We start from the raw sequence: 24,959 nt of genomic DNA on the forward strand, positions 1-24,959 counted from the left end.
CCGAGCGCGGAGGGAGCGGTGCTGCGATGTCCCCTGGGGGCGCAGCGGACGTGCTCCGGTGGCTCTGTTTCGTGGTGGTATCGCTTATTAAACCGAGTTATGGGAAGAGGTGGAGAACCTTATGAATATCGCTGTGGTCTCTGATTGCTTGAGTAGGTACACATGGGAAGAGGCAATAGAAATATTGAGTTCGTATGGTTTCAAATGGATTGCATTGGTAACTTGATGGTGGTCTACGGAGCCCCATATTAAATGGTAAAAGATGCTGAAGGACGACGGATACCTCAATTATGTTCTGGAAACACTGCATCGCGCCGGCATTCGGATTTGCGCACTCAACTGTTCAGGTAATCCTCTCGATCCCGGTGAACGCGGGGCGCGCCATCGAGAAATCACTGACATGACGTTCGAGCTCGCAGGTCGTATTGAGGTTGACAAAATTGTAATGATGAGTGGACTGCCGGCGGCAAGGCAAGGCGACCTCATGCCGAATTGGATCTGTTATACGGTCAGCTGGCCGGAAGAGTTGAAAGGAGCTCTGGATTATCAGTGGAATGAGGTTGCCATTCCCTATTGGCGCACTCTAGTGAGAAAGGCCGAGGAAGTTGGGGTCCAGCGCATCGCTCTTGAGAATTTCAGCGCGCAGCTCGTCTACAATTCCGAGACGCTGCTTCGCTTGCGATCGGCCGTTGGGCCTCGTGTAGGCATGAATTTGGATCCCTCTCACCTGATGTGGATGGGTGCCGATCCGATATGTGCCGTTCAGGAACTTGGCGATGCGGTATTTCACGTCCACGCAAAAGATACGAGATTTGAATCTGCTGCGGCACAAGTGAACGGCGCGTTGGAGACAAAGCCGGTTGAACTCGTGACGGCTCGATCATGGAATTATGTCGCCGTCGGCTTAGGGCGGGGAATCGACTGGTGGAAAAGTTTTATTTATGCTCTCAAAACGTCGGGTTATGACGACTTCATTTCGATTGAGGTGGAGGACTTCGTTCTGGGACAGCGGGCTGGCCTGCAAGCGTCGTTGAGCGTCCTAGAACAGTGCCTCTTTGCCGAAGAATAGCGATTTGGAATTTGCGAAGCCAAAACGCCCGAGGGGCGAAACCCTCGGGCTGAGGAGATAGGAAAACGCGTGGTGATTTGTCGCCACGCTTTTTTATATTAATCCACAGGCGATGCAGAATAAAAGACCCGACTTCGACAGTTGGACAGAGCACGTAGACTCATGGATGAATGTGGGCTCCCATAGCGGCGCGGCCTGTCGGACTTATCCACAGGCATGCGCCGCGTTTTTATTTGCTTTTGTGTAGGCATGCGTTTTGTTGTGGATAAGAGCGTATAAAGTTTGAGTAGGGTTTGCTTCTGGGAGGATTCTCCGAGGCAAAAGAGAAGAGACCTCACTGAGACAAGAAAAAAGCCCGCGTTGCAGCGCGGTGAAAGGAGTGAGGTCTCTTATGCTCGATATTCGACGTGTCCTTGCTGTCTTCCTGCAGATGCTGTCGAGCTTGCAAAATGTAGTTGACGAGGCAGGTGACTTCACGGCCTTGGAGCAGGGCGTGTGTGGCACCGTCCGTGGCACAGCCAATGAGCTCCTCCAACTCTTGCTCGAGGGAATGGACCGGAAGCTGCAGGAGGAGCGAGACAAGACTCGATGGGCGCTCATCCACCGGAAGGCTCGCACGCTGGTCACCACTGTAGGCGAGATCACGATTTGGCGGCGGTACTACCGGGATAAGCAGACGGGCGAGCGCCGCTTTCTCTGAGACGAGGCGTTGGGCTTGGAGCCCCATCGGCGGCTGTCTCCTCAGCTACGGTCGCAAGCGATCGCATTGGCCATGGAGATGTCGTACCGTCGGGCGGCGAGCCTGTTGCAAGCGTGGGTGCCGGAAGTGAGCGCGATGGCGATTTGGGAGGAGGTGCAGCGGCTGGGCGAGGAGGAGCGTGCGAAGGCAGAACGGGCACGCGAGGAGGTATTTGAGCAAGGCATGCCGACGCCCGGCAAGCGAGCGGTGGAGACGTTGCACGTGGAAGCGGATGGCGTGTACGTGCGGAGGACTTGCCGCATGAGCAGCGGCTGCGGGACGTCATTGGCTTGGAGATTGGTGACGGGACGGCGCAGACCCAAAAAATCGTCATTGCGCGGGAGTGGCTGGGCAAAGCCTACAAGCCTTGCTGACGAGGAGGCATCCGTATGGCGTATGTGGATATTCTGTATGAAAAGCGGGACGGCATCGCGAAGGTGACCATCAACCGTCCGGAAGTGTTGAACGCGTTTCGGTCGCTCACGGTGCGCGAGATGATCGCGGCGTTTCGGGACGCTTGGGACGATCCTGAAATCGGTGTGGCGGTTTTGACCGGAGCAGGCGATCGCGCCTTTTGCACCGGGGGCGATCAGAAGGACCGGGATAGCGAAGGGTACACGGGCACGGGCGGTGACTTGGAGGAGGGGATTGGACTCGAAATTGAGACGCTGCACGGCTTGATTCGAGGCATCCCGAAGCCGGTGATCGCGGCGGTGAATGGGTACGCGATCGGCGGCGGACATGTCCTGCACGTGCTGTGCGACCTGACCATCGCGTCGGATCGGGCTAAGTTTGGCCAGGTGGGGCCGAAGGTGGGGAGTTTTGACGCGGGTTATGGAACCGCTTACCTCGCGCGCGTGGTGGGCGAAAAAAAGGCCCGCGAGCTGTGGTTTCTGTGCGAACCATACACAGCCGAAGAGGCGCTTGCGATGGGCCTTGTCAACAAGGTGGTTCCTCACGAGCGGCTGATGGAGGAGGTCGAGATTTGGTGCCAGAAGATTCTCGATAAGAGTCCGACGGCCCTCAAGATGTTGAAATATTCCTTTAATGCCGACTCTGCGCATATCGAGGGCATCACGCGCTTGTCCATGGCTTCGCTCGCGATGTATTACCGCTCGGAAGAGGCTTTGGAAGGGCTGCAGGCGTTCAAAGAGAAGCGAAAGCCCAATTTCCGTAAGTTCCGCCGCCGAGATCGGCAGTCATGATGGAGCGGGGGGCATGTCCATGAGGCTCAGGGATCAGATTGCGGTCGTGACGGGCGGGGCGAGCGGTATTGGGAAGGCCATCTGCGAGCGCTTCGCGGCCGAGGGCGCGTCGGTGGTTGTCGTCGATCGCGACGCGGACGGCGCCCGCGAGACGAGCGATCGTCTGAAGGCCATGGGATCGGCGTCTGTGCCGATACGCGTGGACGTCACTCGGCGAGACGAGGTCCAGGCGATGGCGGCGCAAGCGATCAGCGAGTTCGGGCGGATCGATATCCTCGTGAACAACGCGGGTTGGGACCGAATGGAACTTTTCCTCGACAGCCAGGAGGAGACGTGGGAGAAGATTCTGTCGATCAACCTGAAAAGTGTGCTGTACACGTGTCACGCGATACTGCCGCATATGGTGGCGCGATCGCATGGGAAAGTCGTGAACATCGGCTCGGACGCGGCGCGCGTGGGCTCGACGGGAGAAGCTGTGTACGCGGCGGCGAAAGGGGGCGTCATCGCGTTTTCGAAGACGCTGGCGCGGGAAATGGCGAAGTATCGTATCAACGTCAACGTGGTATGCCCGGGACCGGCCAGAACGCCTTTGTTTCAGGAGATTGCCGGCCAGAACGAAAAGCTGGCCATGGCGCTCGAGCGCGCGATTCCGTTCAGGCGGCTGGCTGAGCCGGAGGAAGTCGCGAGTGCGGTTGCGTTTTTGGCGTCCGACGATGCCCGTTTTATCACGGGCCAAACGCTGAGCGTGTCGGGTGGTCTGACGATGGTGTGAGGCTCCAACTATCCCCGGCGTCGGGCGGGAAGGCGATTTCCGCCCGCGCGTGGAGGATGCCGGCCGACGACAAGCGAGCCTCAACCGAGGGCGAGTCGTGGGGCCGGACGTTCGCTTGGATGCCGCCATGCGATGGTCAGAAGCAGCGCGAGAAGGGACGCGAGCGATACGAACATCTGAATGTGAATCCAGTATAAACCGGGAAACCAGTGCGTCGCGTCGTTCAGCAGAAACGTCACGGGCAGGGTCTGCAGCGCGTAAGCCATCGCGAAGAGCGCCCGGTACACGCGCCGTGACGCCTGCGGTTGGCGACGTAGAATGTAAAAGGATGCGATGAGCGCTGGCAGTGTGAGCACCATGTGCGGTTGCTCCACGAGCGGCGACACAGCAAGGGGGAGCATGGCGCCGAGTCCGATACAAATGGACTGGGTCGACCACGAACGGCGCTTCAAGGCGAACGCGAACGCGAGCAGCAAGGTGAGCACGTAGCCATCAAAGAAAGCGCTGAGCCATGCGGGCGGTGTACTTGACCGGCCGCGATTGACCAGGAGCTCAAGGACGCCAAGCAGAGATTGGTTGTATGGCGCCGCACCATTTCCCATGCTCTCCCGCCCAAATTGCAGGAAGTGGAGAGCATACTGGGCGGTGCTGTCTCCCCCAAGCCACAGGCAGGACCCTACAAGTCCTAGCGCGATCATGAGGAGCGCCCGCAAGACGACGTTCCATCTCCTTTGAAGGGCGAGGGCAAATAGAACGGCGATGGGCGTGACCTTCATTAAAACCGCTGCCGCCAGGGCAGCGGAAGCCAGCGTTGGCTTGTCCAGGCGATAGATGGCATAGAACGCAAACGCGAGCAGCGCGAAAAGCAACGTGTTGACGTTGCCCACCGCGAGGTCCAACTGAAACGGCGTTAACGTCAAGCTGGCCCCCATCGCCAGCAACAAATGACCCCTGCGAATGCGCGGCCACAGCGTCTTCAGGGTCCAATAGACGCCCAACACGCCCGCGAAAAGAGACATGAGCCGCCAGAGTGCGAGGGACATGGCAAACGGAAGCAGGCCAAGCCATGCGAACAGCCATGCAAACTGCGGCGGATACACATAGTGATTGTGCGGGTCGAGTGGATATCCGTGTGCTTTCAAAAAAGCGATCTCACTCATCGGATTGTACAAGTGATGCCAGTCCGTTTGTCCGGTCAGCACGTGCCGGAACGCGTTGTAGAAAAAGGCGTAGTCGTAACCTAGGAAGTGAAGCCTGCTGAGTCCTTGCCACTCTTTGAGAACGCAGGCGACGATGGCGACGGCGGCGATGGCAGTCGCGGCATATCGAATTCCGTCTTCGCCCGTGCGTTCGCGCAGATTCAATCTGGGTGTCCTCCTCGTCTTTCGAAGCTCACGTGGTCAGCGTACCACAACCTCTATCAAATTCCTCTTAGAGTTGCGCGGGTGTGTCGTGATCGCTGGGGAAGGACTGCGGAACGGCCGCGAGCGTTCAACCGCAGGTCGAGGATCTCGCTGCGATGTCTTGTCGATTGACACACAGTCTCCTACAATAGAACTGATGTATAACAATAGAAAAGGGCGACCGCGCTGTACATGGACTCGAGTCAGCGGCGCGTTCGCGCGAATCGGGGGGAATGACATGGCCACACGGGTGGATGTGGCGAGAAGGGCAGGCGTGTCGCCGACGACGGTTTCTAGGGTCCTGAATGAAAACGGATACGTCGCGGCGGATGTCCGTGAACGCGTGTTACAAGCCATTAAGGAACTGAATTATGTGCCTAATCGCATGGCGCGAAGCTTAAAGATGAAGCGCTGCGGGCAATTCACTTGCATCATTTCATCGCTTGGCAACCCTTTCTATCACGAGGTGCTGCTCGGGATCGAGCGTGCCGCGCTGGCGCGAGGTTATACGTTTTCCCTGTACAACGTGACCCGCGACCGCGAGGCGTATATGCGCCTCATTCTCGAAGGTTTTTACGATGGCCTGATGGTGCTTACGCCTTACGAGGTCATGAATGTCGTCGATCTCAAGGAACTGTCTCGCAAGATTCCCATCTGCATTTACAAAGACCGGAGCTCGGACTTTGGGCTCCCGCACGTCCACGTTGACCTGTATCAAGCCATGCGCCGCAACGTGGAATATCTGATGGAGCTTGGGCATCGGGACATTGCGTTTCTTGGTGAGTATGACGATCACGAAGAAAACCCGCGGTACGCGGGCTATCTCGACGCGATGCGCGATGGTGGCCTCGTGGCCGGAGGCCCACTCGTTCAACTCGTTCCCTACCTTCGCGACACGATGACCGCAGGGTACGAGCGCACAGCGTCCATGCTGGATGAAGGCATCCGGTTCACGGCGATTGCAGCATCCAATGACCTCCTGGCGCTCGGCGCGATTCGAGCCCTTGGTGAACGGGGCATTCGCGTCCCGCAAGATGTGTCTGTGATTGGCATTGACGATGTGGAGCTCGCGCGCATGTCGACACCGGCGCTCACGACGGCGAGAATCCCAAAGACCGATGTCGGGACGAAGTTGGTCGAGCTTCTCCTCGATCAAATTGAAGGCGTTGCTTCCGGTGTGAGAACCGTCGAGTTACAAACGGAGCTCATCGTCCGGGAGTCGACGGGAAGGGCGCTCCCTTGACGCGCGCAAGGGGGCGGCGTATTGTAATCGTATCACCGCCAATCAGGTGAGGTGTGCCGAGCGGAGGGGGCCGAAAGGCCCGTTGAGATGAGGGGAGTGGAGATTGCATGCTGTTGATGATCGATAACTTTGACTCCTTTACTTACAACCTCGTTCAATACTGCATGGAATTAGGTGCCGAGGTGGTCGTGCGCCGCAATGATGCGTCTTTGGAAGAACTGAAGGCGCTGCGGCCGTCCGGCGTGCTGGTATCGCCTGGCCCCTGTTCCCCCCGAGAAGCAGGCGTGTCGGTGGACGCCATTCGCTATTTTGCAGGGCGCGTTCCGCTGTTGGGCGTGTGTCTCGGACACCAGTCCCTCGGCTACGCGTACGGCGGCAACGTGGTGCGCGCGCGCGAGCCTGTGCACGGTAAGACCTCGATGATTTTCCACAATGGTACGGACCCCTTGTTTCGCGACGTCCCTTCTCCGTTTCGGGCCACAAGATATCATTCCCTGGTGGTCGATCGCTCGTCTCTGCCTGATGCGTTTGACATCACGGCAGAGGTGGACGGGTACATCATGGCCATGCGCCACCGGCCCACGGGTGCCGCAGGGGTACAGTTTCACCCTGAGAGCATCCTGACGGACCACGGGAAGATGATCATCCGCAATTTCCTCGCGGACGTGGCGTGATCGAGAAACGGAGGAGAACGGATCATGAAACAGACCCGATATTCCGCGCCTCAGGGCGTGGATCCGTATTATTTGTACTTGGCACTTCGTGACGTGATGGGTCTCGGCCAGGTCTTTTTGCTCGAAGCCGGGCGAGAGGACATTGAAAGCGAGTATCAGATGAGCCTCATCGGCGTGTCGCCGCTCGTGGAGGTCCAGGTGCGCGATCACGTCGTCAGTGTGTTCGCGCGCCAGCCGCTTGCGGCGCTCCTGTTTCCTTTCGTGAAGTCGTCAGGTGCCGAGGTGCCTGGCGCGCCGTATCGGTGGGACAGTGTGGTCGGGGAGGAGCAGATCCACGTGCGGGTCGACGACCCCATGGCGCTCCTCGATGAACTGCGCGAAAAGCTTCGTCAGCTCTTGTGCGGTCCTGAGGGGGAACCGTTCAGCGCAGGATTTCTTGGCTACACCGCATACGATGCCATTCGTTACCTGGAGCGCGTGCCGATGACGGCTGAAGATGACCGGAATTTGCCGGAAATTCGCCTTCTCTGGCATGCAGCCGTGGCTCAACTCACGGGCACGGATATCGTTTTGTTCCGCCAGGACGACGCCGACGTGTTGGCGGCCGATTCTCGGCTGCACGACGAGCTGAACGAAGTCGAAAAGCGCATCGCGGCGGCTTGCCGGGATGGCGTGTCGCAGCCGCTGTTCCTCCAGGAGGCGCTGCGCCGAGGTGTGGCCGATCCCGTCATCACGTATGACGTCTCCAAGGAGACGTACTGCCGGAATGTGGAGATCGCGGTCGAATACATTCGCGCCGGCGACATTTTTCAAGTGGTTCCGTCGACCCGCATGCAGGTCCGCGGCGGGTTGCCTCCGCTCGCAGCGTACGACCAGTTGCGGCGGCTGAACCCGTCACCGTACATGTTCGTGGCAGAGTATCCCGGGATGGTGCTGTATGGGGCGAGTCCAGAGGTCCAGTTCCGCGCGCTGCGCGGGCGGGCTGAGATGAAGCCCATTGCCGGCACCACGCGCGGGCGCGGCCGGTCGCCGGAGGAGGATGCGCGCCTCGTGGAGGAACTGCGCCGCGACGCGAAGGAAAACGCCGAGCACGTCATGCTCGTGGATCTGTGCCGGAACGATCTCGGCCGGGTCGCGAAGCCAGGAACCGTCTCGGTGCCAGAGCTGATGGTGGTGGAGCGGTATTCCCACTTGTATCACCTCGTGTCCCGCGTCACCGCGCTGCTGCGCGACGACGTGAGCGTGTTCCATGCGCTCTTGACCACGTTTCCAAACGGTACACTCTCGGGGGCTCCGAAGATACGCGCGATGGAGATCATCGACGAGCTCGAGCCCTACCGGCGCGGGCCATACGGCGGCTTCATCGGCATGGTCGACGCGTGGGCGAATGCCAATACGGCCATTTTCATTCGCAGCGTCGTCGCGATCGGCGATGTGCAATACGTGCAGGTGGGGGCTGGGGTGGTGTTCGACTCGGTGCCGGAGCGCGAGTGGAACGAGTGTCACTTTAAGGCCGGCGCTCTTCTCGATGTACTGACGGGATCGCGCGCGAGGCCTGTCGCGGCCACGTGAGTGGTGGGAGGCGGGCTGAAGAACCGACGGGTTGGGGGCTCGCCACGGCCACAGGCGAGCCCGGGACCGAGGAGCGAAGGCAAACGATCCCGCCAGGGCCGTCATGTGCGGAGAGGTCGCGGCGACTCGGGTCATGTCATGGCAAAAGGGGAGCTTTCATCGTGAAAGCTCCCCTTTGTCGATGGCGCGTCCGGAGGGATTCGAACCCCCGACCTATGGCTCCGGAGGCCAGCGCTCTATCCACTGAGCTACGGACGCAAGCGACGATATGTATCATAGCAGGGCCGACCGGAGAATGCAAGCCGTCCAGCGACAGTCGCTGGACGGCGCGGTGGCGATTCCATGGGGCTAGGGTCGTGAAAGTTAGAGGCTGCTCGATTCATCCGTTTCGTAGTGTCCATGGTACTCTTCGTGCATCACGGTGCCATGTGCCATCGGCGGATGATGGGGCACGTAACCGTACATGGGACCGGTTTCGATGATCTCGTCGTACTCCGTGTAGGCCACGGTCGCGACCGGAGCTGGTGCCGGAGCCGCGTGGCATACGCCGACGCCCGCCGGCACGAGCAGGAAGAACAGCACGAAAATCACCAGGAACACGACAGCCCAGCGGGTGTAACCGCCAAATGCACCCATGCGAACATCCCTCCTTGCGAAGTTACTGCATGAAATGATGGGACACGCGCCCGGCGATACGGGCATTCGCACAGAGCCCGCAAACTGGGCGATCGCGGCCTCTCACCGCGGTTAGAAAAGAACGGAAGTTGCCCTCCGGATCCTCCGTTCGCTATACTGAATATCGATACAGAATGGAGGATGTTTATACATGACGAACGTGCGGGTCGGGATCGTGGGTCCGACGGGTTACGCGGGCATGGAACTCGTGCGCCTCGTCGCGGGGCATCCGCGTCTCTCGCTGTCGTATCTGGCCGGGTCGGGCGCGCGCACCGGGCCGCTCGACGCACATCTGCCGCACCTGCGCCCGCTGGCTGACCTCCTGCCGCCGGTCGAGCCGTTGGACGTGCGCAAGGCGGCCGAAACGTGCGATCTCGTCTTCGTCGCGCTGCCATCCGGGGAGTCGGGCCGCGTGGCGTGGGACATCGCGCAGTCGGGCAAAGCACGCGGTGTGAAGGTCATCGATCTCTCCGGGGATCTCCGCCTGCCAAAAGACGTGTATGAAACCTGGTACGGTCGACCTGCGCTGCCCGAGGAGGCGCTTGCCTCGGCGCGCTACGGGTTGCCGGAGCGGGATCGCGCATCCATCCGGGACGCGCATGTCGTGGCGAATCCGGGGTGTTACGCGACGGCATGTGCGCTCGCTGTCCTGCCGCTCGGCGAGTGGCTGTCGGATGTCACAGGCCCCATCATCTTCGACGCAAAGTCAGGCGTGACGGGCGCTGGGCGGGCGCCGAAGCCGCACCTTCACCTGGGGGAGCTTGCGAACGACGTCTACCCGTACCGCGTCGGGCTTCATCAGCACACGCCGGAGATCGAGCGCGCGATCGGCGAAAGGGCCCGGGTTCTGCTGACGACGCAGCTTCTCCCCGTTCCGCGAGGGATCTTGGTCTGTGCATACGTCCCTCTGCCGCCGGACCGTGCGCCGATGGTGTATGATCGGTACACATCCTTCTGCGAACGCGAACCGTTTTTGCGGCTGTTGCCGGAAGGCGAGATGCCGCACATCAAGGCGGTCAATGGGACGAACGAATGTCACATCGCTGTGCGCTGGGATGAGCGGTCGCGGCTCCTCCAGGTGTTTTCCGCGATCGACAACCTCGGCAAGGGCGCCGCAGGACAAGCGGTGCAGAATGCGAATCTGATGTTTGGCTGGCCCGAAACGGAAGGGCTCGAGCTCGTTCCGCTGTGGATGTGAGGTGATCGCGACGTGATCGTCATCAAGGTCGGCGGGTCCCTCGAGGGGAGCGCGGAGTTGGCGCTGGTGGAAGCGGTGCGGGAGGCGCGGCGGCGCGAGTGGCCGGTGGTGGTCGTGCACGGCGGGGGACCGCGCATCTCCAAACGACTGCGCGATGCCGGCATCGAATTGCCCTTCGTGAACGGCCTGCGGCAGACCACCGCCGAAGCCGTGCCGCACGTCGTAGCTGCGCTTGCAGAATGCAATCGGGAGATTTCAGAGTCCCTGGCCCGGCACGGCCTGCCCGTGCAGGCGTTTGCCGATGGCGAGGTCGTGATCGCGAGGGACGTCGGCCGCGACCGCACGGGCGAAGTGGGTGGTGTGCGCGTGGAAGCGGTACGGGCTGCGGCCCAGTCTGGACGGGTGCCGGTCATCGCCCCATTCGGGCGGGATGAGGCGGGGCAACCGTATAACATCAATGCCGATCACGCGGCTGCGCAGATCGCGCGTGCGGTGCAAGCTCCCAGGCTGCTGTTTTTGACCGACGTGCCGGGCATCTATCGGGACTTCGAGGCGCGCGATCTCCTGCTCGATACCTCGCGGGAGGAGCTCGCGATGCTCCTTGCCTCGGGCGCTTTCTCCACGGGCATGATTCCGAAAGTAACGGCTGTGCTGTACGCCGCAGAGCACGGCGTTCGAGAGGTCTGGGTGGTGGACGGCCGCGACCAGGACGCGGTGATGTGCGCCGCGTTGGGGCAGAGTGACAGGCGAGCTGTGGGGACGCGGCTTGTCGGCTGTACAGAGGGAGTGACGGCATGAAGACGGCGCTGTTTGAGTTGGCGGATCAGGTTCTATTTCAGAATTACGGCAAGCGCGATCTCGCCCTTGTCCGCGGCGAAGGCGTGTACCTGTACGATGATCAGGGAAAGCGGTATTTGGATTTCACGGCCGGCATCGCGGTTTGCAACCTGGGCCATGCGCATCCCGGCGTGACCGACGTGATCGAGCGGCAGGCGCGGCAACTGCTCCATGTGTCCAACCTGTTCCTCATTGAAGGACAGGTGGCGCTTGCGGAGAAGCTCACGCAGCTCGCGCAGCGCGGCGGGGAAGCCTACCGCGCGATGTTCGTGAACACAGGCACGGAGGCCAATGAGGGCGCGCTGAAGCTGGCGCGCAGGTACCAGTACGTGAATGGGCATGCGGAAAAAACTCGCGTGGTGGCGCTGCCCAACAGCTTCCATGGGCGGACAATGGGTTCGCTGTCCGTCACGTCCAATCCGAAGTACCGCGAAGGCATGACGCCGCTCGTGCCGGGCTTTGAGGTGGCCGAAACGTACGAGCAGGCGGTCGAGATGTTGGACGATCGCACGGCGGCCTGCATTGTCGAGGTGGTCCAGGGAGAAGCGGGCGTGAGGCCTGTCGACGAGGATCTCCTGCGCCGGCTCGCCGCGCGCGCAAAGGAACTGGGTGCGCTGCTCATTGTGGACGAGGTTCAGACGGGTGTCGGGCGGACCGGGCGCTTTTTTGGCTATGAGCACTTTGGCCTGTCCCCCGACATCATCACCATGGCCAAGGGGCTTGGAAACGGGATCCCAGTCGGTGCGATCCTCGCCAAGCAAAAGGTTGCGGACGCGTTCACGCCTGGACTGCACGGCTCCACCTTCGGCGGAAATCCGTTCGCGATGGCGGTGGCCAACTACGTGGTGGAGGTCGTGCGCGATCCCGGCTTCCTCGAGCGCGTGCGCCAGGTGGGGGAAGCGCTGCGAACGGTCCTCGAGGCGCACTTTGAGCGGGTGACGGGGCTCGGGCTGATGTGGGGATTTGACGTGGAGGACGCGGCTTCGTGGCGGAAACGGGCTGCGGAACGCGGCCTTTTGGTCACGGTGTGCGGGCCGAAGCGCATCCGCCTGGTTCCTCCGCTCATTTTGGAGGAAGCGCACGTCCAGGAGTTCGAGGCCATCGTGACACAAATGAGCCGCGCCTGAAGCAGGCGCGGCTCCGATGTTCGGTCTTTCGCAATTGCCTCGAATTTGCTATAGTAGGAGTGCGTCAGCGCTGGTTAGCGCTCACGCCTCTTTCGCCTGTTTCAAGGGCTGGAAGTGACGAGTATAATACACCATGGCCACTTCATCGCAGTGATAGAACTTGTTACAGTAGATGCAGTCTTTCCACACTTTATGCGGCAGCGTCTCTTTTCGGACGACGTGGAAGTTCAGCTTCTCAAAGAATCTCGTCTGGTACGTCAGCGACAGCACCTGCGCGATGCCGAGGTCTTCCGCCTCCTGGAGCAGTGCTTTGACGATTTGGCTGCCTACGCCTTTGCCGTGCGCATCTGGCGAAACGGCGAGCGACCGAATTTCGGCCAAATCCGTCCACAGGACGTGCAATCCCCCAACGCCGATGACCCGCCCATCTTCGACCGCAACCGTGAAGCACTGGAGATGTTCACAGAGCGACTTGATGGTGCGCGGCAGCATCAGTCCCATATCGGCAAAATGTTGAATCAGTTGTTGCATTTCTTCGACGTCCGCTGAGGTCGCCTTCCGGATGTCCAACGCGGCTCCTCCTCTCCCGTTGCACTCATGTTATAACACGGGATGGCATGATTATTCAAGAAGTCGTATAATGTTTCATAGCCGTTTCGGATCGCCCATCGCACGTTTGGTTCAGGATCTAGGCTTGACGCGAAGAGAGATAGAGTGTCAAAATATTGTGCTAAAAAGGAGTGGCACAGGTGGAGCTGGAGAAGTTGACGACGGATCTGCAGCGCGAATACGATGCCTGCGGCATTTTTTCGCAGATTGAGAAATCAGGACAACCCTCGTACGACACGGTCCGAAACGGAATCGATGCGCTGCGCGCGATGCGCCATCGGGCAGGTTACGTGAAGAACGAAGGCGACGGTTGCGGGTTGCTGCTGGATATTCCGAGGGCGCTCTGGGCCTCTCGGCTGGAGAGCCTTGGCACATCCGCGAAGCTCGTCCATGAGCCAGGCTTTTGGGTAGGTCATTTCCTGTTGGAGAAAGAGGTTTCCCAGGATCCCATTTTGCGCGTTTTGGCGCACCACGGCATGGAACCGGTTGCCGTCGTGGTGGACCAGGTGGATGAGTCGGTCCTCGGCCCGCTCGGCAAGAAGGTGAAGCCCCACTTCGTTCAGATGGCGGGCTGCCTGCCACAGCGGGACGATGCGCGCGTGTTCGCGGCGTTCGCCGAGATCGACGAGTTGCAAGGCGTTCACGTGGCGTCGTTGTCGCATGACCAGGTGGTGTACAAGGTGGTGGGCAACGACGAGACGCTCTACCGGTTCTATAAGGATCTACAGAACCCGCTCTGCCGGTCGGCGTTTGTCATCGCGCACACGCGCTATTCGACCAATACGACGACGTCGTTCCCGCGCGTGCAGCCTTTCTCTTGCCTCGGCCACAATGGCGAGATCAACACCATCGCTCGTTTTTACACGGAGTCGAAGATGATCGGCGTGCCGTTGCGCCCGGATTTCAGCGACTCTCAGATGGTGGATCGGACGCTCTGTGCGCTGGTGGCGACGCGTGGGTGGTCCTTGTTCGAAGCCGCGGAGCTCTTGTTCCCGCCCATTGTGCACGAAATCAAGTCGATGTCGGAAGAATTGTCGGACTTGTACATGTTTTATCGGTCGCTATGGGGCCCGTTTGCGCAAGGTCCGGCGGGCGTGATGATGCGCTACGGCAACGCGGCTGTGTTCAGCGTCGATGCACTGGGCCTGCGGCCGATGTGGCAGCTCGAGTCGGATACCGCGTACTACTTCTCGTCGGAGCAGGGGATCGTTCCGCTCGAACTGTGGACCGCGGAGCCGAAGCCCCTTGCGCCTGGGGAAAAGGTTGGGGTGCGCTGGAGCGAGACGGGCGTGAAGTTGTACGCCTACGACGAGCTGCAGCAGGAGGTCCTAGAGCTCGCGCGAGAGCGGTTCAACTTCCGCGGGGAACACCGCAATCTTCACTTCGCCGTGCCTTATGGCGTGAGCGTGAACGCGGACGTGGCGCACGCGAAGCGGGACGCGAAGCCGCTCGATGTTCGCATGCTGGCCTTTGGGTTCCGGGACGACGACCTCAAGCTGATGGACCAGGAAATCCAGAGCGGGGCCGAGCCCATCAAGTCGCTCGGGTTTGACAGTCCGATCGGCGCCTTGTCGGAAGAGGCGACCCTTCTCTCGGATTACCTGCATGAGACGGTGGCCGTCGTGACGAATCCCGCCATCGACCGCGAGCGCGAAATCGAGCACTTCAGCACGCGTTCGGTCCTCGGGCGGCGGCCGTCCTTTGACGGCCTGTACCAAGAAGCGCCGCGCGTCGAGGTGCAGGCGCCCATTCTCTTGGAGGGCTTGCCTGAGGCATACGGCGTGGAGTACGACGAGATTCAGAATCTCGCTCACCGCTTTGGCACCGTCTGTTACGAGGACGCCCTTGCGATGCTCCGCACGAGCCCCAACGGCACGGCGGAAATCCTGATTCACCGCAGAGACGGCGAGAGCGTACCCGAAGCGTTGGAGAGATTTTCGCTCGAGGCGCTTGAAGCGGTCCAGGCCGGGGCGAACGTCATTGTGCTCGATGACCGCCTGCAGTTCCGCCGCGGGCCACACATCGATCCGTTCCTCGTCGTGTCGGCGGTCCATCGCGCCTTGCTGCGGCCCGCAGCGAAGGAGAAGGGCGAGCACTTGCGGCGGCGAACGAGCGTGGTGTTGCGCAGCGGCGGCATTCGCAATCTGCACGACATCATGGTCGCACTTGGGCTGGGCGCGGACGCGGTCGTGCCGTACCACATGTGGGAGTATGCAGCCCACAAGGGCGGGGCGCACGCGATTGAAAACTTGTACAAGGCCTTGACCAAGGGGATCGAGAAGGTCATCTCCACGCTTGGCATTCACGAGGTGCGGGGATACGAGCGGTTGTTTAGCGCCATCGGCCTGGCGAACGAAGTGGCCGAATACCTCGCCATTCCGAACTTCTGCGGCTCCGAGACGGCCGGTTTGTCGTTTGCGCGGATGGAGGAGTTGGCGCAACTGCGCCGCAGCTGGTATGAGGCACAGGATCGCAAGAGTGTGCGGCCCAACCGGTTGTTCCAATTGTATCCGCGGATTTGGAAGACGGCGGGTTCTGTCGCGGACGGGGAACTGGCCTATGAGGAGTTCGTGTCCAAGCTGGAACAGTTTGAAACGGACAATCCGATTAGCATTCGTCACCTGCTCGGATTCCGAGAGGATCAGGAGCCTGCGGCGGGAGACGTGGACACGACCATCGACGGGCATGCGTACCCGATCGTCATCAGCTCGATGTCGTTCGGCTCGCAGAACGAAACGGCCTACCGCGCTTATGCGGAGGCGGCGTACCGGATGAACATCGTCTGCCTGAACGGCGAGGGCGGGGAGATCAAGGACCTGCTCGAGAAGTATCCGCGCAACCGCGGCCGTCAGATTGCGTCGGGCCGATTCGGCGTCAACGCGGACCTGTGCAACAACGCGTATGTGCTTGAAATTAAGATTGGGCAGGGCGCGAAGCCGGGCGAAGGCGGTCACTTGCCGGGATCGAAGGTGACGGCGCAGGTGGCTGCGGCGCGCAACGCGACGCAGGGCGTGGATCTGATCTCGCCGTCGAACAATCACGACATCTACTCGATTGAGGACCTTGCCCAGGTCATCTACGAGCTCAAGGAGATCAATCCGCTTGCCAAGGTGGCCGTCAAGGTGCCGGTCGTGCCCAACATTGGGACCATCGCGGTCGGTATTGCGAAGGCGGGCGCGGATGTGATCACGCTGTCGGGCTTCGACGGCGGAACCGGCGCGGCAAGGGCGCACGCCATCCGCCACGTGGGCTTGCCGATGGAGATTGGCGTGAAGCTGGCGCACGAGGCGCTTTGCGAGGCCGGGTTGCGCGACTACGTGGAATTGTGGGCCGACGGCGGGATGAAGTCAGGACACGATGTGATGAAGGCCATTCTGCTCGGCGCCAATCGCGTGGGCTTTGGCACCATGGCGATGGTGGCCATCGGCTGTACGGCCTGCCGCGCCTGCCACAAGGATACGTGTCACGTCGGCATCGCGACGCAGATGCACGATATCGCGGAGGCGCAGGCGAAGGGCCTGAAGCAGTTTGAGCCGCAGGACTTCGATCGCGCCGTGGCGCAACTCGTGCGGTTCTTCTCCGAGGTGGGGAAACACGTCGAAGCGCTCACGCGCAAGCTCGGCGCGAGCCGCACCCAGGATCTCGTGGGGCGGAGCGACCTCCTGGTCAATCTGCGCGAAGACGCGCGGCTTGACACGTCGTGGCTGTTGCGCGTTCGCGAGGAGTACGTGGGGCAGGGCTGTCACGTTCGCTACCGGACGTTCGAGGAGGCCTACGGTGACGTCGTGCAGGATGTGGCGGCCATCGGCGCCGCGACGGGAACGGACGGCGTCGTGACCGCGGTCGGGTCCCGGGTGACGGCAATTCGCGCGGTTCCGCGGGCCCTGGGCACGCGGCTCTCGGGCGAAAGCATCCGCGCTCGTCGGCGCGGCGAGGTCGGCCCCGTCGTTCACGACGGCGTGGCGGGCGCAGGCTTTGCGGCCTATCACACCGAGGGCATGGTCTCCGTCGCCATCGGCGGCGCACAGGACGGCGTGGGCAAGGCGGCGTTCGGCGGAAAAATCGTCGTCTTGAAAGGCAAATGTGCGGACGGCGTCTGGCGCGGCGGTTCCGTCGGCAAGGGCTTGGCGTACGGCGCAGCGCGTGGCCTGTTCATCATCCAGGGGAACGCCGACGCGCGGGCGTGCATCCGCCTGTCCGGCGCGGATGTGGTCATCGGCGGCGAAATCGAGGCGCCGGTGCGCGCAGATCTGTCGCACATTGCCAACCGCGCGAACATCAAGGGCTTTGCGTTCGAGTACATGACTGGCGGGCGCGCGGTGGTCCTGGGCGATCCCGGCCCGTGGATCTGCTCTGGAATGACGGGCGGACGCGTGTATCTGCGTCACGACCCGGAGATGGGGCTTGACGAACAGGCGCTCAGGCGGCGAATCGCGAAAGGTGCCAAAGTGGCGCTGCGCGTGATTGACGCCAAGGGCCGAAACGACATCGCGGAATTGCTCGGCGCGTATCAGCTCGAACTGCGGCGCTACGGCCAACACGACGAGGCGCGGCGCCTGCAGAAGCTGATTGACAATCCATCGCTGTACTTCCTGATGGTCGAGCCCGCGCACGAAATTACGGATCAGGACATCGCGACGGAGTGAGGCGAAGACGCGGTTCTCGAACGGCCGCCCCAGCGGGGCGGCCGTTTCACTGGAAAGGCGTTTGATGGCCTACAGGGCCGACAGGGACGGGCGGCTGTCGCGTCGCAGCACCCTGGCGACGGGGCGCCGCTCGGGGCGCGTCATGCGGCGTCATGCGGTTGGAAGCTCGCCTCGCAGCGGCCCCACACGAGGGCTCCACAGCCGGAGTTGATAGATATGCAGATTCGTGTATAATGATGCAAGGACGGATCAAACGACGCTTCCTTGACGGTACACGGATGCACAGAAATACATCGCTCGCAGGAGCGGAGAGGAGTTTCGGCTGTGGCAGTGTGGGATATGAAAAACGCCCTTGGGCGCGGACCGTCGACCGTGGTGCCGCTGGGTTCCAATTATCTGTCGGTGCGGCTGCAGAATGCCCTGTGGTCCTGTCACCGCGTTATGGCGGGCAAGGACCTGCTTCACTTCAGCGATCTGTCCGGCGATGATCTGCGCAATCTCGTGCACCTCGCCGAGTTGCTGAAAGAAGCGCAAAAGTCTCGATTCACGCACACGCTCCTTGCCGGGAAGACGCTGGGCATGATTTTTGATAAATCGTCCACGCGCACGCGCATCTCGTTCGAGGTCGGGATGTTGCAGCTGGGCGGCCACGCGCTGTTTTTGCCGGGCAACATGTTGCAGACGGGGCGCGGTGAACCCATCTCGGATACGGCCCAAGTGATGTCGCGCTACCTGGACGGCGTGATGATTCGCACGTTCCGCCAAGCGGACGTCGAGGAGTTCGCCAAGTACGCCGACATCCCGGTGATTAACGGGCTCACCGACGAGTTTCACCCGTGCCAACTGCTTGCCGACGCGCTGACCATCCTCGAGCACAAAGGTCGGCTTGAGGAGATCACCGTCGCCTTCATCGGAGACGGCAATAACCTCGCGCATTCGTGGCTGCAGCTTGCGCCGAAGCTCGGGATGAACATCCGAGTGGCCACGCCCGCCGGCTACCAGCCGATGCAGTGGGTCGTCGAAGAGGCGAAGCTGCACGCTGTTCAGCAGGGCACCGAGGTGTTGGTCACGACTGACCCTGAGCGCGCCATTGCGGGCGCCGACGTGGTTTACACGGACACCTGGGTCTCCATGGGGGATGAGGAGGAGGCCGAGGCGCGCATCAAAGCTTTTGAAGGTTATCAGGTCAACGAGAAGCTCTGCGCGCTTGCAAAGCCCGATTACGTGTTCATGCACTGCCTGCCGGCGCACCGCGGGGAAGAAGTATCGCCCGACATCATTGACGGGCCGCATTCCATCATTTTCGATCAGGCTGAAAATCGGCTGCACGCGCAAAAGGCGGTACTCGCCGCCACCATGGCGGACGCCAGCGCGTTTGGGGAGGATTTGTGATGGCGGAGAAACTCGTGCTCGCCTACTCTGGCGGCTTGGACACCTCGGTCTCGATTCCTTGGATCCGGGATCACTACGGCTACGACGTGATCGCGATGTGCGTCGACGTGGGCGAGGGCAAAGACCTCGACGCGACGCAGGCCAAGGCCATTCAAGTTGGGGCCGTCAAATCCTACAAAATCGACGCGAAAGCGCAATTCGCGGAATCCTTCATTCTGCCGGCCCTCAAGGCCAACGCGCTGTACGAGGGAAAATACCCGCTCGCGTCCGCCTTGTCGCGCCCGCTCATCTCGAAACTGCTCGTCGAGGTCGCCGAGAAAGAGGGGGCCGTGGCCGTCGCGCACGGGTGCACGGGCAAGGGCAATGACCAGGTCCGGTTCGAGGTTTCCATTCACGCGCTGAACCCGAATCTGACCGTGGTGGCGCCGGTGCGCGAGTGGGGCTTCACGCGCGACGAGGAAATCCGCTACGCCAAGGAGCACGGCGTGCCGATTCCGGTCGATCTCGACAACCCCTTTAGCATCGACGCCAATCTGTGGGGCCGCGCCATCGAGTGCGGCGTGCTGGAGGATCCGTGGCAGGAAGCGCCCGAAGGCGCGTTTTTGTGGACGGTCTCGCCAGAGAAGGCGCCCGATGCCCCGGAGGAAATCGTCATTTCGTTTGAGCAAGGCAAGCCCGTCGCGCTGAACGGCGAGGCGCTCCCGCTCGTCGAGCTCATCCACCGGGTGAACGAGATCGCCGGGCGGCATGGCGTCGGCCGGATCGATCACGTCGAGAACCGGTTGGTGGGCATCAAGTCGCGCGAGGTCTACGAGTCGCCGGCGGGTCAAGTGCTCATCATGGCCCATCAGGAGCTCGAGCACCTCACGCTCACCCGGGAAGTGCTGCAGTACAAGATGGGCCTCGAACTCGAGTACGCGAAGCTCATCTACAACGGACTCTGGTTCTCGCCGCTCAAGGCCGCGTTTGACGCGTTCATCGACGAGACGCAGAAGTACGTCACCGGCGACGTCCGCGTGAAGCTGTACAAGGGCCACGCGCAGGCCACGGGCCGCAAGTCGCCTTACTCGCTGTACCGGCACGATCTCGCCACCTATGAAACGGGCGACAAGTTCGATCACGGCGCCGCGGTCGGCTTCATCCAGCTGTACGGCTTGCCGACGACGGTTTACGCGACGCTTCACGCGGGCGAGGAGAAACCGTCCGGCCTCGGCGATGACGCTTACTCCGTTCTCGGGCACGAGGTGGAGGCGAAGGCATGAAGCTGTGGGGCGGACGCTTCAGCGAAGATACGAATCAGCTGGTTCTGGAGTACACAGCGTCCATCTCCTTTGACAAGCGACTTTTGCCTTACGATATTCGCGGCTCGATTGCGCACGCGAGGATGCTCGGTCAGACGGGCATCCTCGCGCCGCATGAGGCGCGAACCATCATCGCGGGGCTGGAGTCGATTCTCGAGGATCACGAGGCGGGGAAGATCGAGTTTCGGCTCGAGGATGAGGACGTGCATATGAATGTGGAGCGCCTGCTGACCGAGCGCATCGGCGATGTGGCGAAGAAGCTCCACACGGCGCGCAGCCGCAACGACCAGGTGGCGCTCGACATGCACCTGTGGGCGCGGGATGCGGTGGATCAGCTGTTGGCCGGCGTGAAACGCCTCCAGCGGGCGCTGCTTGGGGCGGCGGAACGCCATTTCGACGTCATCGTGCCGGGGTTTACGCATCTGCAGCGGGCACAGCCCGTCCTCTTGGCGCATCACCTGTTGGCCTACGTGTGGATGCTTGTCCGGGACGAGCGGCGCCTTCGCGCGCTGAAGGACGAGATCGACCTGATGCCGCTCGGCGCGGCGGCGCTTGCGGGCACCACGTTTCCCATCGACCGCGAGATGGTGGCCGAGGAGCTCGGCTTCACGCGTCTGTACGAGAACTCCATGGACGCCGTGTCGGACCGCGATTACGTGCTCGGCCTGCTGTTCAACTGCGCCGTGATCATGACGCACCTGTCGCGGCTGGCGGAGGAAATGGTGCTGTGGTCGAGCGAGGAGTTCGGCTGGATTGAGCTCGCGGACGCCTACGCGACGGGATCGAGCATCATGCCGCAGAAGAAAAACCCGGACGTGCCTGAGTTGGTGCGCGGCAAGACGGGGCGGGTGTACGGGCATCTCATTGCGCTTCTGACGGTGTTGAAGGGCTTGCCGCTCGCGTACAACAAGGACCTGCAGGAGGACAAGGAGGGCGCGTTCGACGCGGTCGATACGGTCGTGCCGGCGCTCGAGGTGATGGCGGGCACGGTGGAGACGATGACGGTGCGCCGGGATCGCCTGGCGCAGGCGTTTGCGCGCGACTTCTCGAACGCGACCGATCTCGCCGACTACCTGGTGCGCAAGGGCCTGCCGTTTCGCGAGGCGCACGAGGTGGTGGGCCGGCTCGTGGCGGACGCGATCGCCAAGGGGACGAACCTGGCGGGCCTGAGCCTCGAGGAGATGCGCGCGCGTTCCCCGCTCATCGGCGAAGACGCGTACGAGGCGCTCGACATCGCGAACGTGGTGGAGGCTCGCCAGTCGCGTGGAGGCACGGCGCCCGCCGCCGTTCGCCTGCAGCTTGCCCTCGCGAAGGAGGCCGTCGAAGGCCCAGGCGCCTGAGGGCGGATTGCGTGTGGCGGATCGGCCGAAGTGCTTCCGCCACGGCCGCTGCATCAGGTAAGATAGACGAAATGGCACCACTATGGAGACAGGGAGTGGAGAAGGTGCTCGTCGTACAGAAATATGGCGGCACGTCCGTCGGTTCGACGGAGCGCATTCGCGCGGTGGCGGATCGCGTGGCGCGAACGAAGGCGCAGGGCCACGATGTCGTGGTAGTGGTTTCCGCCATGGGCCACACCACGGACGAGTTGGTCGATCTCGCCGCGGCCATCGTGGACAGGCCGGATCCGCGGGAGATGGACCAGCTGCTCGCCACGGGCGAGCAGGTGTCGGCGGCGCTCCTCGCGATGCGGCTGCACGCGCTTGGCATCCCCGCCAAGTCGCTCACGGGCTGGCAGGCTGGGATCACGACGGAGCCGGTGCATGGGAACGCGCGCGTGTCGAAGATCGACACGTCGGCCTTGCGCGCGCTCCTCGCCGACGGCGTCGTCCCCGTCGTGACGGGTTTTCAGGGCATCGCGGAGGGCGAAGTGACGACGCTTGGCCGAGGCGGATCCGATACGTCTGCCGTGGCGCTTGCGGCGGCGCTGGGCGCGGATGTGTGTGAGATTTACACCGACGTGGAAGGCGTGTACACCACGGATCCGCGGGTTGTGAAGGCCGCGGAGAAACTCGACGTCATCTCGTACGATGAGATGCTTGAGCTTGCGAACCTCGGCGCGCAGGTGCTTCACCCGCGGGCGGTCGAGAACGCGAAGCACTTCGGCGTGAAGCTCGTCGTCAGGTCCAGTTTTACGGAAAGGGATGGGACACAAGTCGTGGCGGAGAATCAGCTGGAAGGCCGCCGAGTCGTCACGGGCATCGCGTTTGAGCGCCAGGTGGCCCGCGTGGCTGTGGTCGGTGTGCCGGTCGAGGAGCATGCGCTTGCGGCCATCTTTTCGGCGCTGGCCGATCGCGGCGTGAATGTGGACGTGATCGTGCAGAGCGTGGTGGACGCGCAGGCGGTCGACGTGTCGTTCACGGTGAACGAGGCGGACTTGGAGAAGGCGGAGCAGGTCGTGGCGGAACTGCAGCCGCAAATCGGCTTTAAGCGGATAGAGAAGGAGTCGCCGCTCGCCAAGGTCTCCATCGTGGGCGCTGGGATGATCTCGAATCCGGGCGTGGCGGCGCAGATGTTTGTCGCGCTGCGGGATGCACAGGTGCCGATTCACATGGTGAGCACCTCGGAGATCAAGGTGTCGTGCGTCATTCCGGCCGATCTCGTCGAGGCGGCGGTGCAGGCGCTGCATCGCGCGTTTATCGAGGCGGAAGCCGTGACGCCCTTGACCCATGCGCGATAGTTTTTTATAGTCAGAACTGTGAGCCAAGATGATAGAGAAACTGTCGCATGACTGGCGGATCGCGTGGGGTACCACGGGGGAGTGCGACAGGAATACGAGCCGGCCGCCTGGGCACTTGGACGCGCGCCTCGCGCGCGGAGTGACTAGGGGCCGTTCATTGTACTTATGGAGTGGTGAGAGAGAACATGGCGACCAAAATTTTGGTGACGGACGACATCTCCCAGGCGGGCATCGACGTCCTCGCGAGCCTTGAGGGCGCGGACGTCGTCGTGCAGACGAATCTCGCGCCGGACGAGCTGAAGGAGGCCATCGCGGACGCGGACGCGCTCGTGGTCCGCTCCCAGACGCGCGTGACGCGCGACGTGATCGAGCGCGCGCAGAAGCTGAAGGTCATTGGGCGCGCAGGCGTCGGCGTCGACAACATCGATCTCGAGGCGGCCACGCGCCGCGGCATTCTCGTCATCAATGCGCCGGACGGCAACACCATTGCCGCCGCGGAGCACACCTTTGCGATGATGATCAGCCTCGCTCGGCACATTCCCGCAGCGCACCATGACTTGATGCAGGGCAACTGGAACCGCAAGAAGTGGATTGGCGTCGAGTTGCGCGGCAAGACGCTCGCCGTGCTCGGCATGGGGCGCATCGGCACCGAGGTGGCGAAGCGGGCGAAGGCATTTGGCATGACCGTGCTCGGCTACGACCCGTTCCTCACGGAGGAGCGCGCGCAGAGCCTGGGCGTCACGAGGGTGGACCTCGACGCGGCGATTCGCGAGGCGGATTTCATCACGGTGCACACGCCCCTTACGAAGGAGACGCACCACATGATCGATCGCGGCCGGATCGCGGCGATGAAGGAGGGCGTGCGGATCATCAACTGCGCGCGCGGCGGCATCATCGACGAGGTGGCGCTGGCCGAGGCGCTCGCGTCGGGGCGCGTGGCGGGCGCGGCTATCGACGTGTTTGAGCAGGAGCCCCTGCCGATGGATCACCCGCTCCGACAGGCCCCGAATGTCGTCCTCACGCCGCACCTCGGCGCATCGACGGTGGAGGCGCAGGAGAACGTTGCCATTCAGGTGGCGGAGGAAATCGTCCAGGTGTTGCGCGACGACACGTTTGCGCATGCCGTCAACCTGCCCAGTCTCAGCCAGCGGCAGAAGGAGAGGCTGGCCCCCTATCTCGCGCTCGCCGAGCAGCTCGGGCTTTTCGCCGCGCAGCTCGCGCAGGGCGCGCCCTCGAGCATGACCGCGCGCTACGCCGGTGACGCGGCCGATCCAGACGGTGGCTACCTCACCCGCACGGTGCTGAAGGGCTTCTTCAGCTTCCAGTACAACGGCGAAGTGAATTACGTCAACGCGCTGCGGTATGCGGAAGACGCCGGCCTGCGGGTGCAGGAGGTGCGCGAGTCGCGCGGTCGGATTTACACCAACGAGGTGGAGATCTCCGTCGCAACCGACAACGGCACGCATCGCGTCACCGGCACCGTGCTTGGCGAGTACGGGCCGCGTATCGTCGAGCTCGACGGATATCCCATTGACACGCCCATCGAGGGCATTCTCATCTACACGCGCCACGAGGACCGACCGGGCATGATCGGCCGCATCGGCACGCTGTTGGGCGATCGCGACATCAACATCGCGGGCATGCAGGTCGGCCGGCGTGAGACGGGCGGCGAGGCCGTGATGCTGTTGTCGGTGGACAAGAGCGTGCCGCAGGACGTGATCGACGAAATCGCGAAGCATCCGGGGATTCGGTTGGTGCGTTCCATCGAATTGTGACGGCGGGCGCAAGCCTGTGACGGCTGGAGAAAGGCTGGGGAG

Annotated in this window: 18 protein-coding genes, 1 tRNA gene, 1 pseudogene and 1 riboswitch; of the genes and pseudogenes, 16 read left to right on the forward strand and 4 right to left on the reverse strand. The window is 62.2% G+C overall.

The annotated features are described in order from the left end of the window. The first annotated feature begins 262 nt into the window (after nucleotides 1-262). The 4 genes and pseudogenes from BW934_RS10540 to BW934_RS10560 all read left to right on the forward strand — a co-directional run bounded on the left by BW934_RS10540 (nucleotide 263) and on the right by BW934_RS10560 (nucleotide 3,785). On the forward strand, nucleotides 263-1,069 hold the full coding sequence (locus BW934_RS10540) for a sugar phosphate isomerase/epimerase family protein (RefSeq protein WP_234969735.1): 807 nt from the start codon (nucleotides 263-265) through the stop codon (nucleotides 1,067-1,069). Between the two features lie 430 nt (nucleotides 1,070-1,499). Beyond that, nucleotides 1,500-2,003: pseudogene (locus tag BW934_RS15240) on the forward strand (UPF0236 family transposase-like protein); the annotation flags it as partial. A 194-nt stretch (nucleotides 2,004-2,197) separates the two neighbouring features. Continuing rightward, nucleotides 2,198-3,013 carry a 1,4-dihydroxy-2-naphthoyl-CoA synthase gene (gene menB / locus BW934_RS10555; protein WP_076347896.1) on the forward strand — a complete coding sequence of 272 codons (816 nt, stop codon included), beginning with the start codon at nucleotides 2,198-2,200 and terminating at the stop codon, nucleotides 3,011-3,013. Nucleotides 3,014-3,032: 19 nt separating this feature from the next. After that, on the forward strand, nucleotides 3,033-3,785 hold the full coding sequence (locus BW934_RS10560; protein ID WP_076348138.1) for an SDR family NAD(P)-dependent oxidoreductase: 753 nt from the start codon (nucleotides 3,033-3,035) through the stop codon (nucleotides 3,783-3,785). 80 nt (nucleotides 3,786-3,865) lie between these two features. Here the strand turns inward: BW934_RS10560 and BW934_RS10565 are convergent, their stop codons facing one another. Continuing rightward, nucleotides 3,866-5,149, reverse strand: a complete 1,284-nt coding sequence (locus BW934_RS10565) for a glycosyltransferase family 87 protein (protein ID WP_076347898.1) — start codon at nucleotides 5,147-5,149, stop codon at nucleotides 3,866-3,868. 277 nt (nucleotides 5,150-5,426) lie between these two features. On the opposite strand from BW934_RS10565, the gene BW934_RS10570 reads away from it, so the two are divergent. The 3 genes from BW934_RS10570 to BW934_RS10580 all read left to right on the forward strand — a co-directional run bounded on the left by BW934_RS10570 (nucleotide 5,427) and on the right by BW934_RS10580 (nucleotide 8,677). Continuing rightward, entirely contained in the window at nucleotides 5,427-6,431 is a 1,005-nt protein-coding gene (locus BW934_RS10570) for a LacI family DNA-binding transcriptional regulator (protein WP_076347900.1), read from the forward strand. A gap of 107 nt (nucleotides 6,432-6,538) precedes the next feature. After that, the gene (locus tag BW934_RS10575; RefSeq protein WP_076347902.1) at nucleotides 6,539-7,105 is read left to right on the forward strand and encodes an anthranilate synthase component II; all 567 of its coding nucleotides are present in this window, start codon (nucleotides 6,539-6,541) and stop codon (nucleotides 7,103-7,105) included. Between the two features lie 24 nt (nucleotides 7,106-7,129). Further along, nucleotides 7,130-8,677: an anthranilate synthase component I family protein gene (locus BW934_RS10580; protein WP_076347904.1), complete on the forward strand. Its 1,548-nt coding sequence runs from the start codon at nucleotides 7,130-7,132 to the stop codon at nucleotides 8,675-8,677. A gap of 182 nt (nucleotides 8,678-8,859) precedes the next feature. Here BW934_RS10580 and BW934_RS10585 read toward each other — a convergent pair. Both BW934_RS10585 and BW934_RS10590 read right to left on the reverse strand, forming a co-directional pair. Continuing rightward, nucleotides 8,860-8,935: transfer RNA gene (locus BW934_RS10585), tRNA-Arg, on the reverse strand. 105 nt (nucleotides 8,936-9,040) lie between these two features. Beyond that, a complete protein-coding gene (locus BW934_RS10590; protein ID WP_076347906.1) occupies nucleotides 9,041-9,313 on the reverse strand; it encodes a hypothetical protein in 273 nt (90 codons plus the stop codon). 190 nt (nucleotides 9,314-9,503) lie between these two features. Between BW934_RS10590 and argC the strand changes: the two genes are divergently transcribed. The 3 genes from argC to BW934_RS10605 are packed head-to-tail and all read left to right on the forward strand — an operon-like array spanning nucleotide 9,504 to nucleotide 12,514. Then, nucleotides 9,504-10,550, forward strand: a complete 1,047-nt coding sequence (argC, locus tag BW934_RS10595) for an N-acetyl-gamma-glutamyl-phosphate reductase (protein WP_076347908.1) — start codon at nucleotides 9,504-9,506, stop codon at nucleotides 10,548-10,550. A 12-nt stretch (nucleotides 10,551-10,562) separates the two neighbouring features. Next, entirely contained in the window at nucleotides 10,563-11,348 is a 786-nt protein-coding gene (gene argB, locus BW934_RS10600; protein ID WP_076347910.1) for an acetylglutamate kinase, read from the forward strand. Continuing rightward, entirely contained in the window at nucleotides 11,345-12,514 is a 1,170-nt protein-coding gene (locus tag BW934_RS10605; RefSeq protein WP_076347911.1) for an aspartate aminotransferase family protein, read from the forward strand. The genes argB and BW934_RS10605 overlap by 4 nt, the downstream gene beginning before the upstream one ends. A gap of 81 nt (nucleotides 12,515-12,595) precedes the next feature. Here the strand turns inward: BW934_RS10605 and BW934_RS10610 are convergent, their stop codons facing one another. Continuing rightward, nucleotides 12,596-13,084: an N-acetyltransferase gene (locus tag BW934_RS10610; RefSeq protein WP_076347913.1), complete on the reverse strand. Its 489-nt coding sequence runs from the start codon at nucleotides 13,082-13,084 to the stop codon at nucleotides 12,596-12,598. A gap of 179 nt (nucleotides 13,085-13,263) precedes the next feature. On the opposite strand from BW934_RS10610, the gene BW934_RS10615 reads away from it, so the two are divergent. The 6 genes from BW934_RS10615 (at nucleotide 13,264) to serA (ending at nucleotide 24,917) form a co-directional block, all read left to right on the forward strand. Further along, nucleotides 13,264-17,769 carry a glutamate synthase-related protein gene (locus BW934_RS10615; RefSeq protein ID WP_076347915.1) on the forward strand — a complete coding sequence of 1,502 codons (4,506 nt, stop codon included), beginning with the start codon at nucleotides 13,264-13,266 and terminating at the stop codon, nucleotides 17,767-17,769. 324 nt (nucleotides 17,770-18,093) lie between these two features. After that, nucleotides 18,094-19,161, forward strand: coding sequence for an ornithine carbamoyltransferase (gene argF, locus BW934_RS10620; RefSeq protein WP_076347917.1), 1,068 nt, complete (start codon nucleotides 18,094-18,096; stop codon nucleotides 19,159-19,161). Further along, nucleotides 19,161-20,423, forward strand: a complete 1,263-nt coding sequence (locus tag BW934_RS10625) for an argininosuccinate synthase (RefSeq protein WP_076347919.1) — start codon at nucleotides 19,161-19,163, stop codon at nucleotides 20,421-20,423. Before argF ends, BW934_RS10625 begins: the two co-directional genes overlap by 1 nt. Further along, nucleotides 20,420-21,802 carry an argininosuccinate lyase gene (argH, locus tag BW934_RS10630; RefSeq protein ID WP_076347921.1) on the forward strand — a complete coding sequence of 461 codons (1,383 nt, stop codon included), beginning with the start codon at nucleotides 20,420-20,422 and terminating at the stop codon, nucleotides 21,800-21,802. Before BW934_RS10625 ends, argH begins: the two co-directional genes overlap by 4 nt. Before the next feature lie 104 nt (nucleotides 21,803-21,906). After that, on the forward strand, nucleotides 21,907-23,142 hold the full coding sequence (locus BW934_RS10635) for an aspartate kinase (RefSeq protein WP_084182580.1): 1,236 nt from the start codon (nucleotides 21,907-21,909) through the stop codon (nucleotides 23,140-23,142). Between the two features lie 37 nt (nucleotides 23,143-23,179). Next, nucleotides 23,180-23,262: riboswitch (ZMP/ZTP riboswitch) on the forward strand. Nucleotides 23,263-23,327: 65 nt separating this feature from the next. After that, on the forward strand, nucleotides 23,328-24,917 hold the full coding sequence (serA, locus tag BW934_RS10640) for a phosphoglycerate dehydrogenase (protein WP_076347925.1): 1,590 nt from the start codon (nucleotides 23,328-23,330) through the stop codon (nucleotides 24,915-24,917). Nucleotides 24,918-24,959 lie beyond the last annotated feature (42 nt).

This window comes from Alicyclobacillus vulcanalis (assembly GCF_900156755.1).
GTDB classification, from domain to species: Bacteria; Bacillota; Bacilli; order Alicyclobacillales; family Alicyclobacillaceae; genus Alicyclobacillus; species Alicyclobacillus vulcanalis.

What these genes read in the sequence shown, in the direction of transcription:
- menB (WP_076347896.1), top strand. Translation starts at nt 2,198, where the DNA reads ATGGCGTATGTGGATATTCTGTATGAAAAGCGGGACGGCATCGCGAAG.
- BW934_RS10560 (WP_076348138.1), top strand. Translation starts at nt 3,033, where the DNA reads ATGAGGCTCAGGGATCAGATTGCGGTCGTGACGGGCGGGGCGAGCGGT.
- BW934_RS10540 (WP_234969735.1), top strand. Translation starts at nt 263, where the DNA reads ATGCTGAAGGACGACGGATACCTCAATTATGTTCTGGAAACACTGCAT.
- BW934_RS10580 (WP_076347904.1), top strand. Translation starts at nt 7,130, where the DNA reads ATGAAACAGACCCGATATTCCGCGCCTCAGGGCGTGGATCCGTATTAT.
- BW934_RS10570 (WP_076347900.1), top strand. Translation starts at nt 5,427, where the DNA reads ATGGCCACACGGGTGGATGTGGCGAGAAGGGCAGGCGTGTCGCCGACG.
- argH (WP_076347921.1), top strand. Translation starts at nt 20,420, where the DNA reads ATGAAGCTGTGGGGCGGACGCTTCAGCGAAGATACGAATCAGCTGGTT.
- BW934_RS10605 (WP_076347911.1), top strand. Translation starts at nt 11,345, where the DNA reads ATGAAGACGGCGCTGTTTGAGTTGGCGGATCAGGTTCTATTTCAGAAT.
- BW934_RS10590 (WP_076347906.1), bottom strand. Translation starts at nt 9,313, where the DNA reads ATGGGTGCATTTGGCGGTTACACCCGCTGGGCTGTCGTGTTCCTGGTG.
- argC (WP_076347908.1), top strand. Translation starts at nt 9,504, where the DNA reads ATGACGAACGTGCGGGTCGGGATCGTGGGTCCGACGGGTTACGCGGGC.
- BW934_RS10625 (WP_076347919.1), top strand. Translation starts at nt 19,161, where the DNA reads ATGGCGGAGAAACTCGTGCTCGCCTACTCTGGCGGCTTGGACACCTCG.
- serA (WP_076347925.1), top strand. Translation starts at nt 23,328, where the DNA reads ATGGCGACCAAAATTTTGGTGACGGACGACATCTCCCAGGCGGGCATC.
- BW934_RS10575 (WP_076347902.1), top strand. Translation starts at nt 6,539, where the DNA reads ATGCTGTTGATGATCGATAACTTTGACTCCTTTACTTACAACCTCGTT.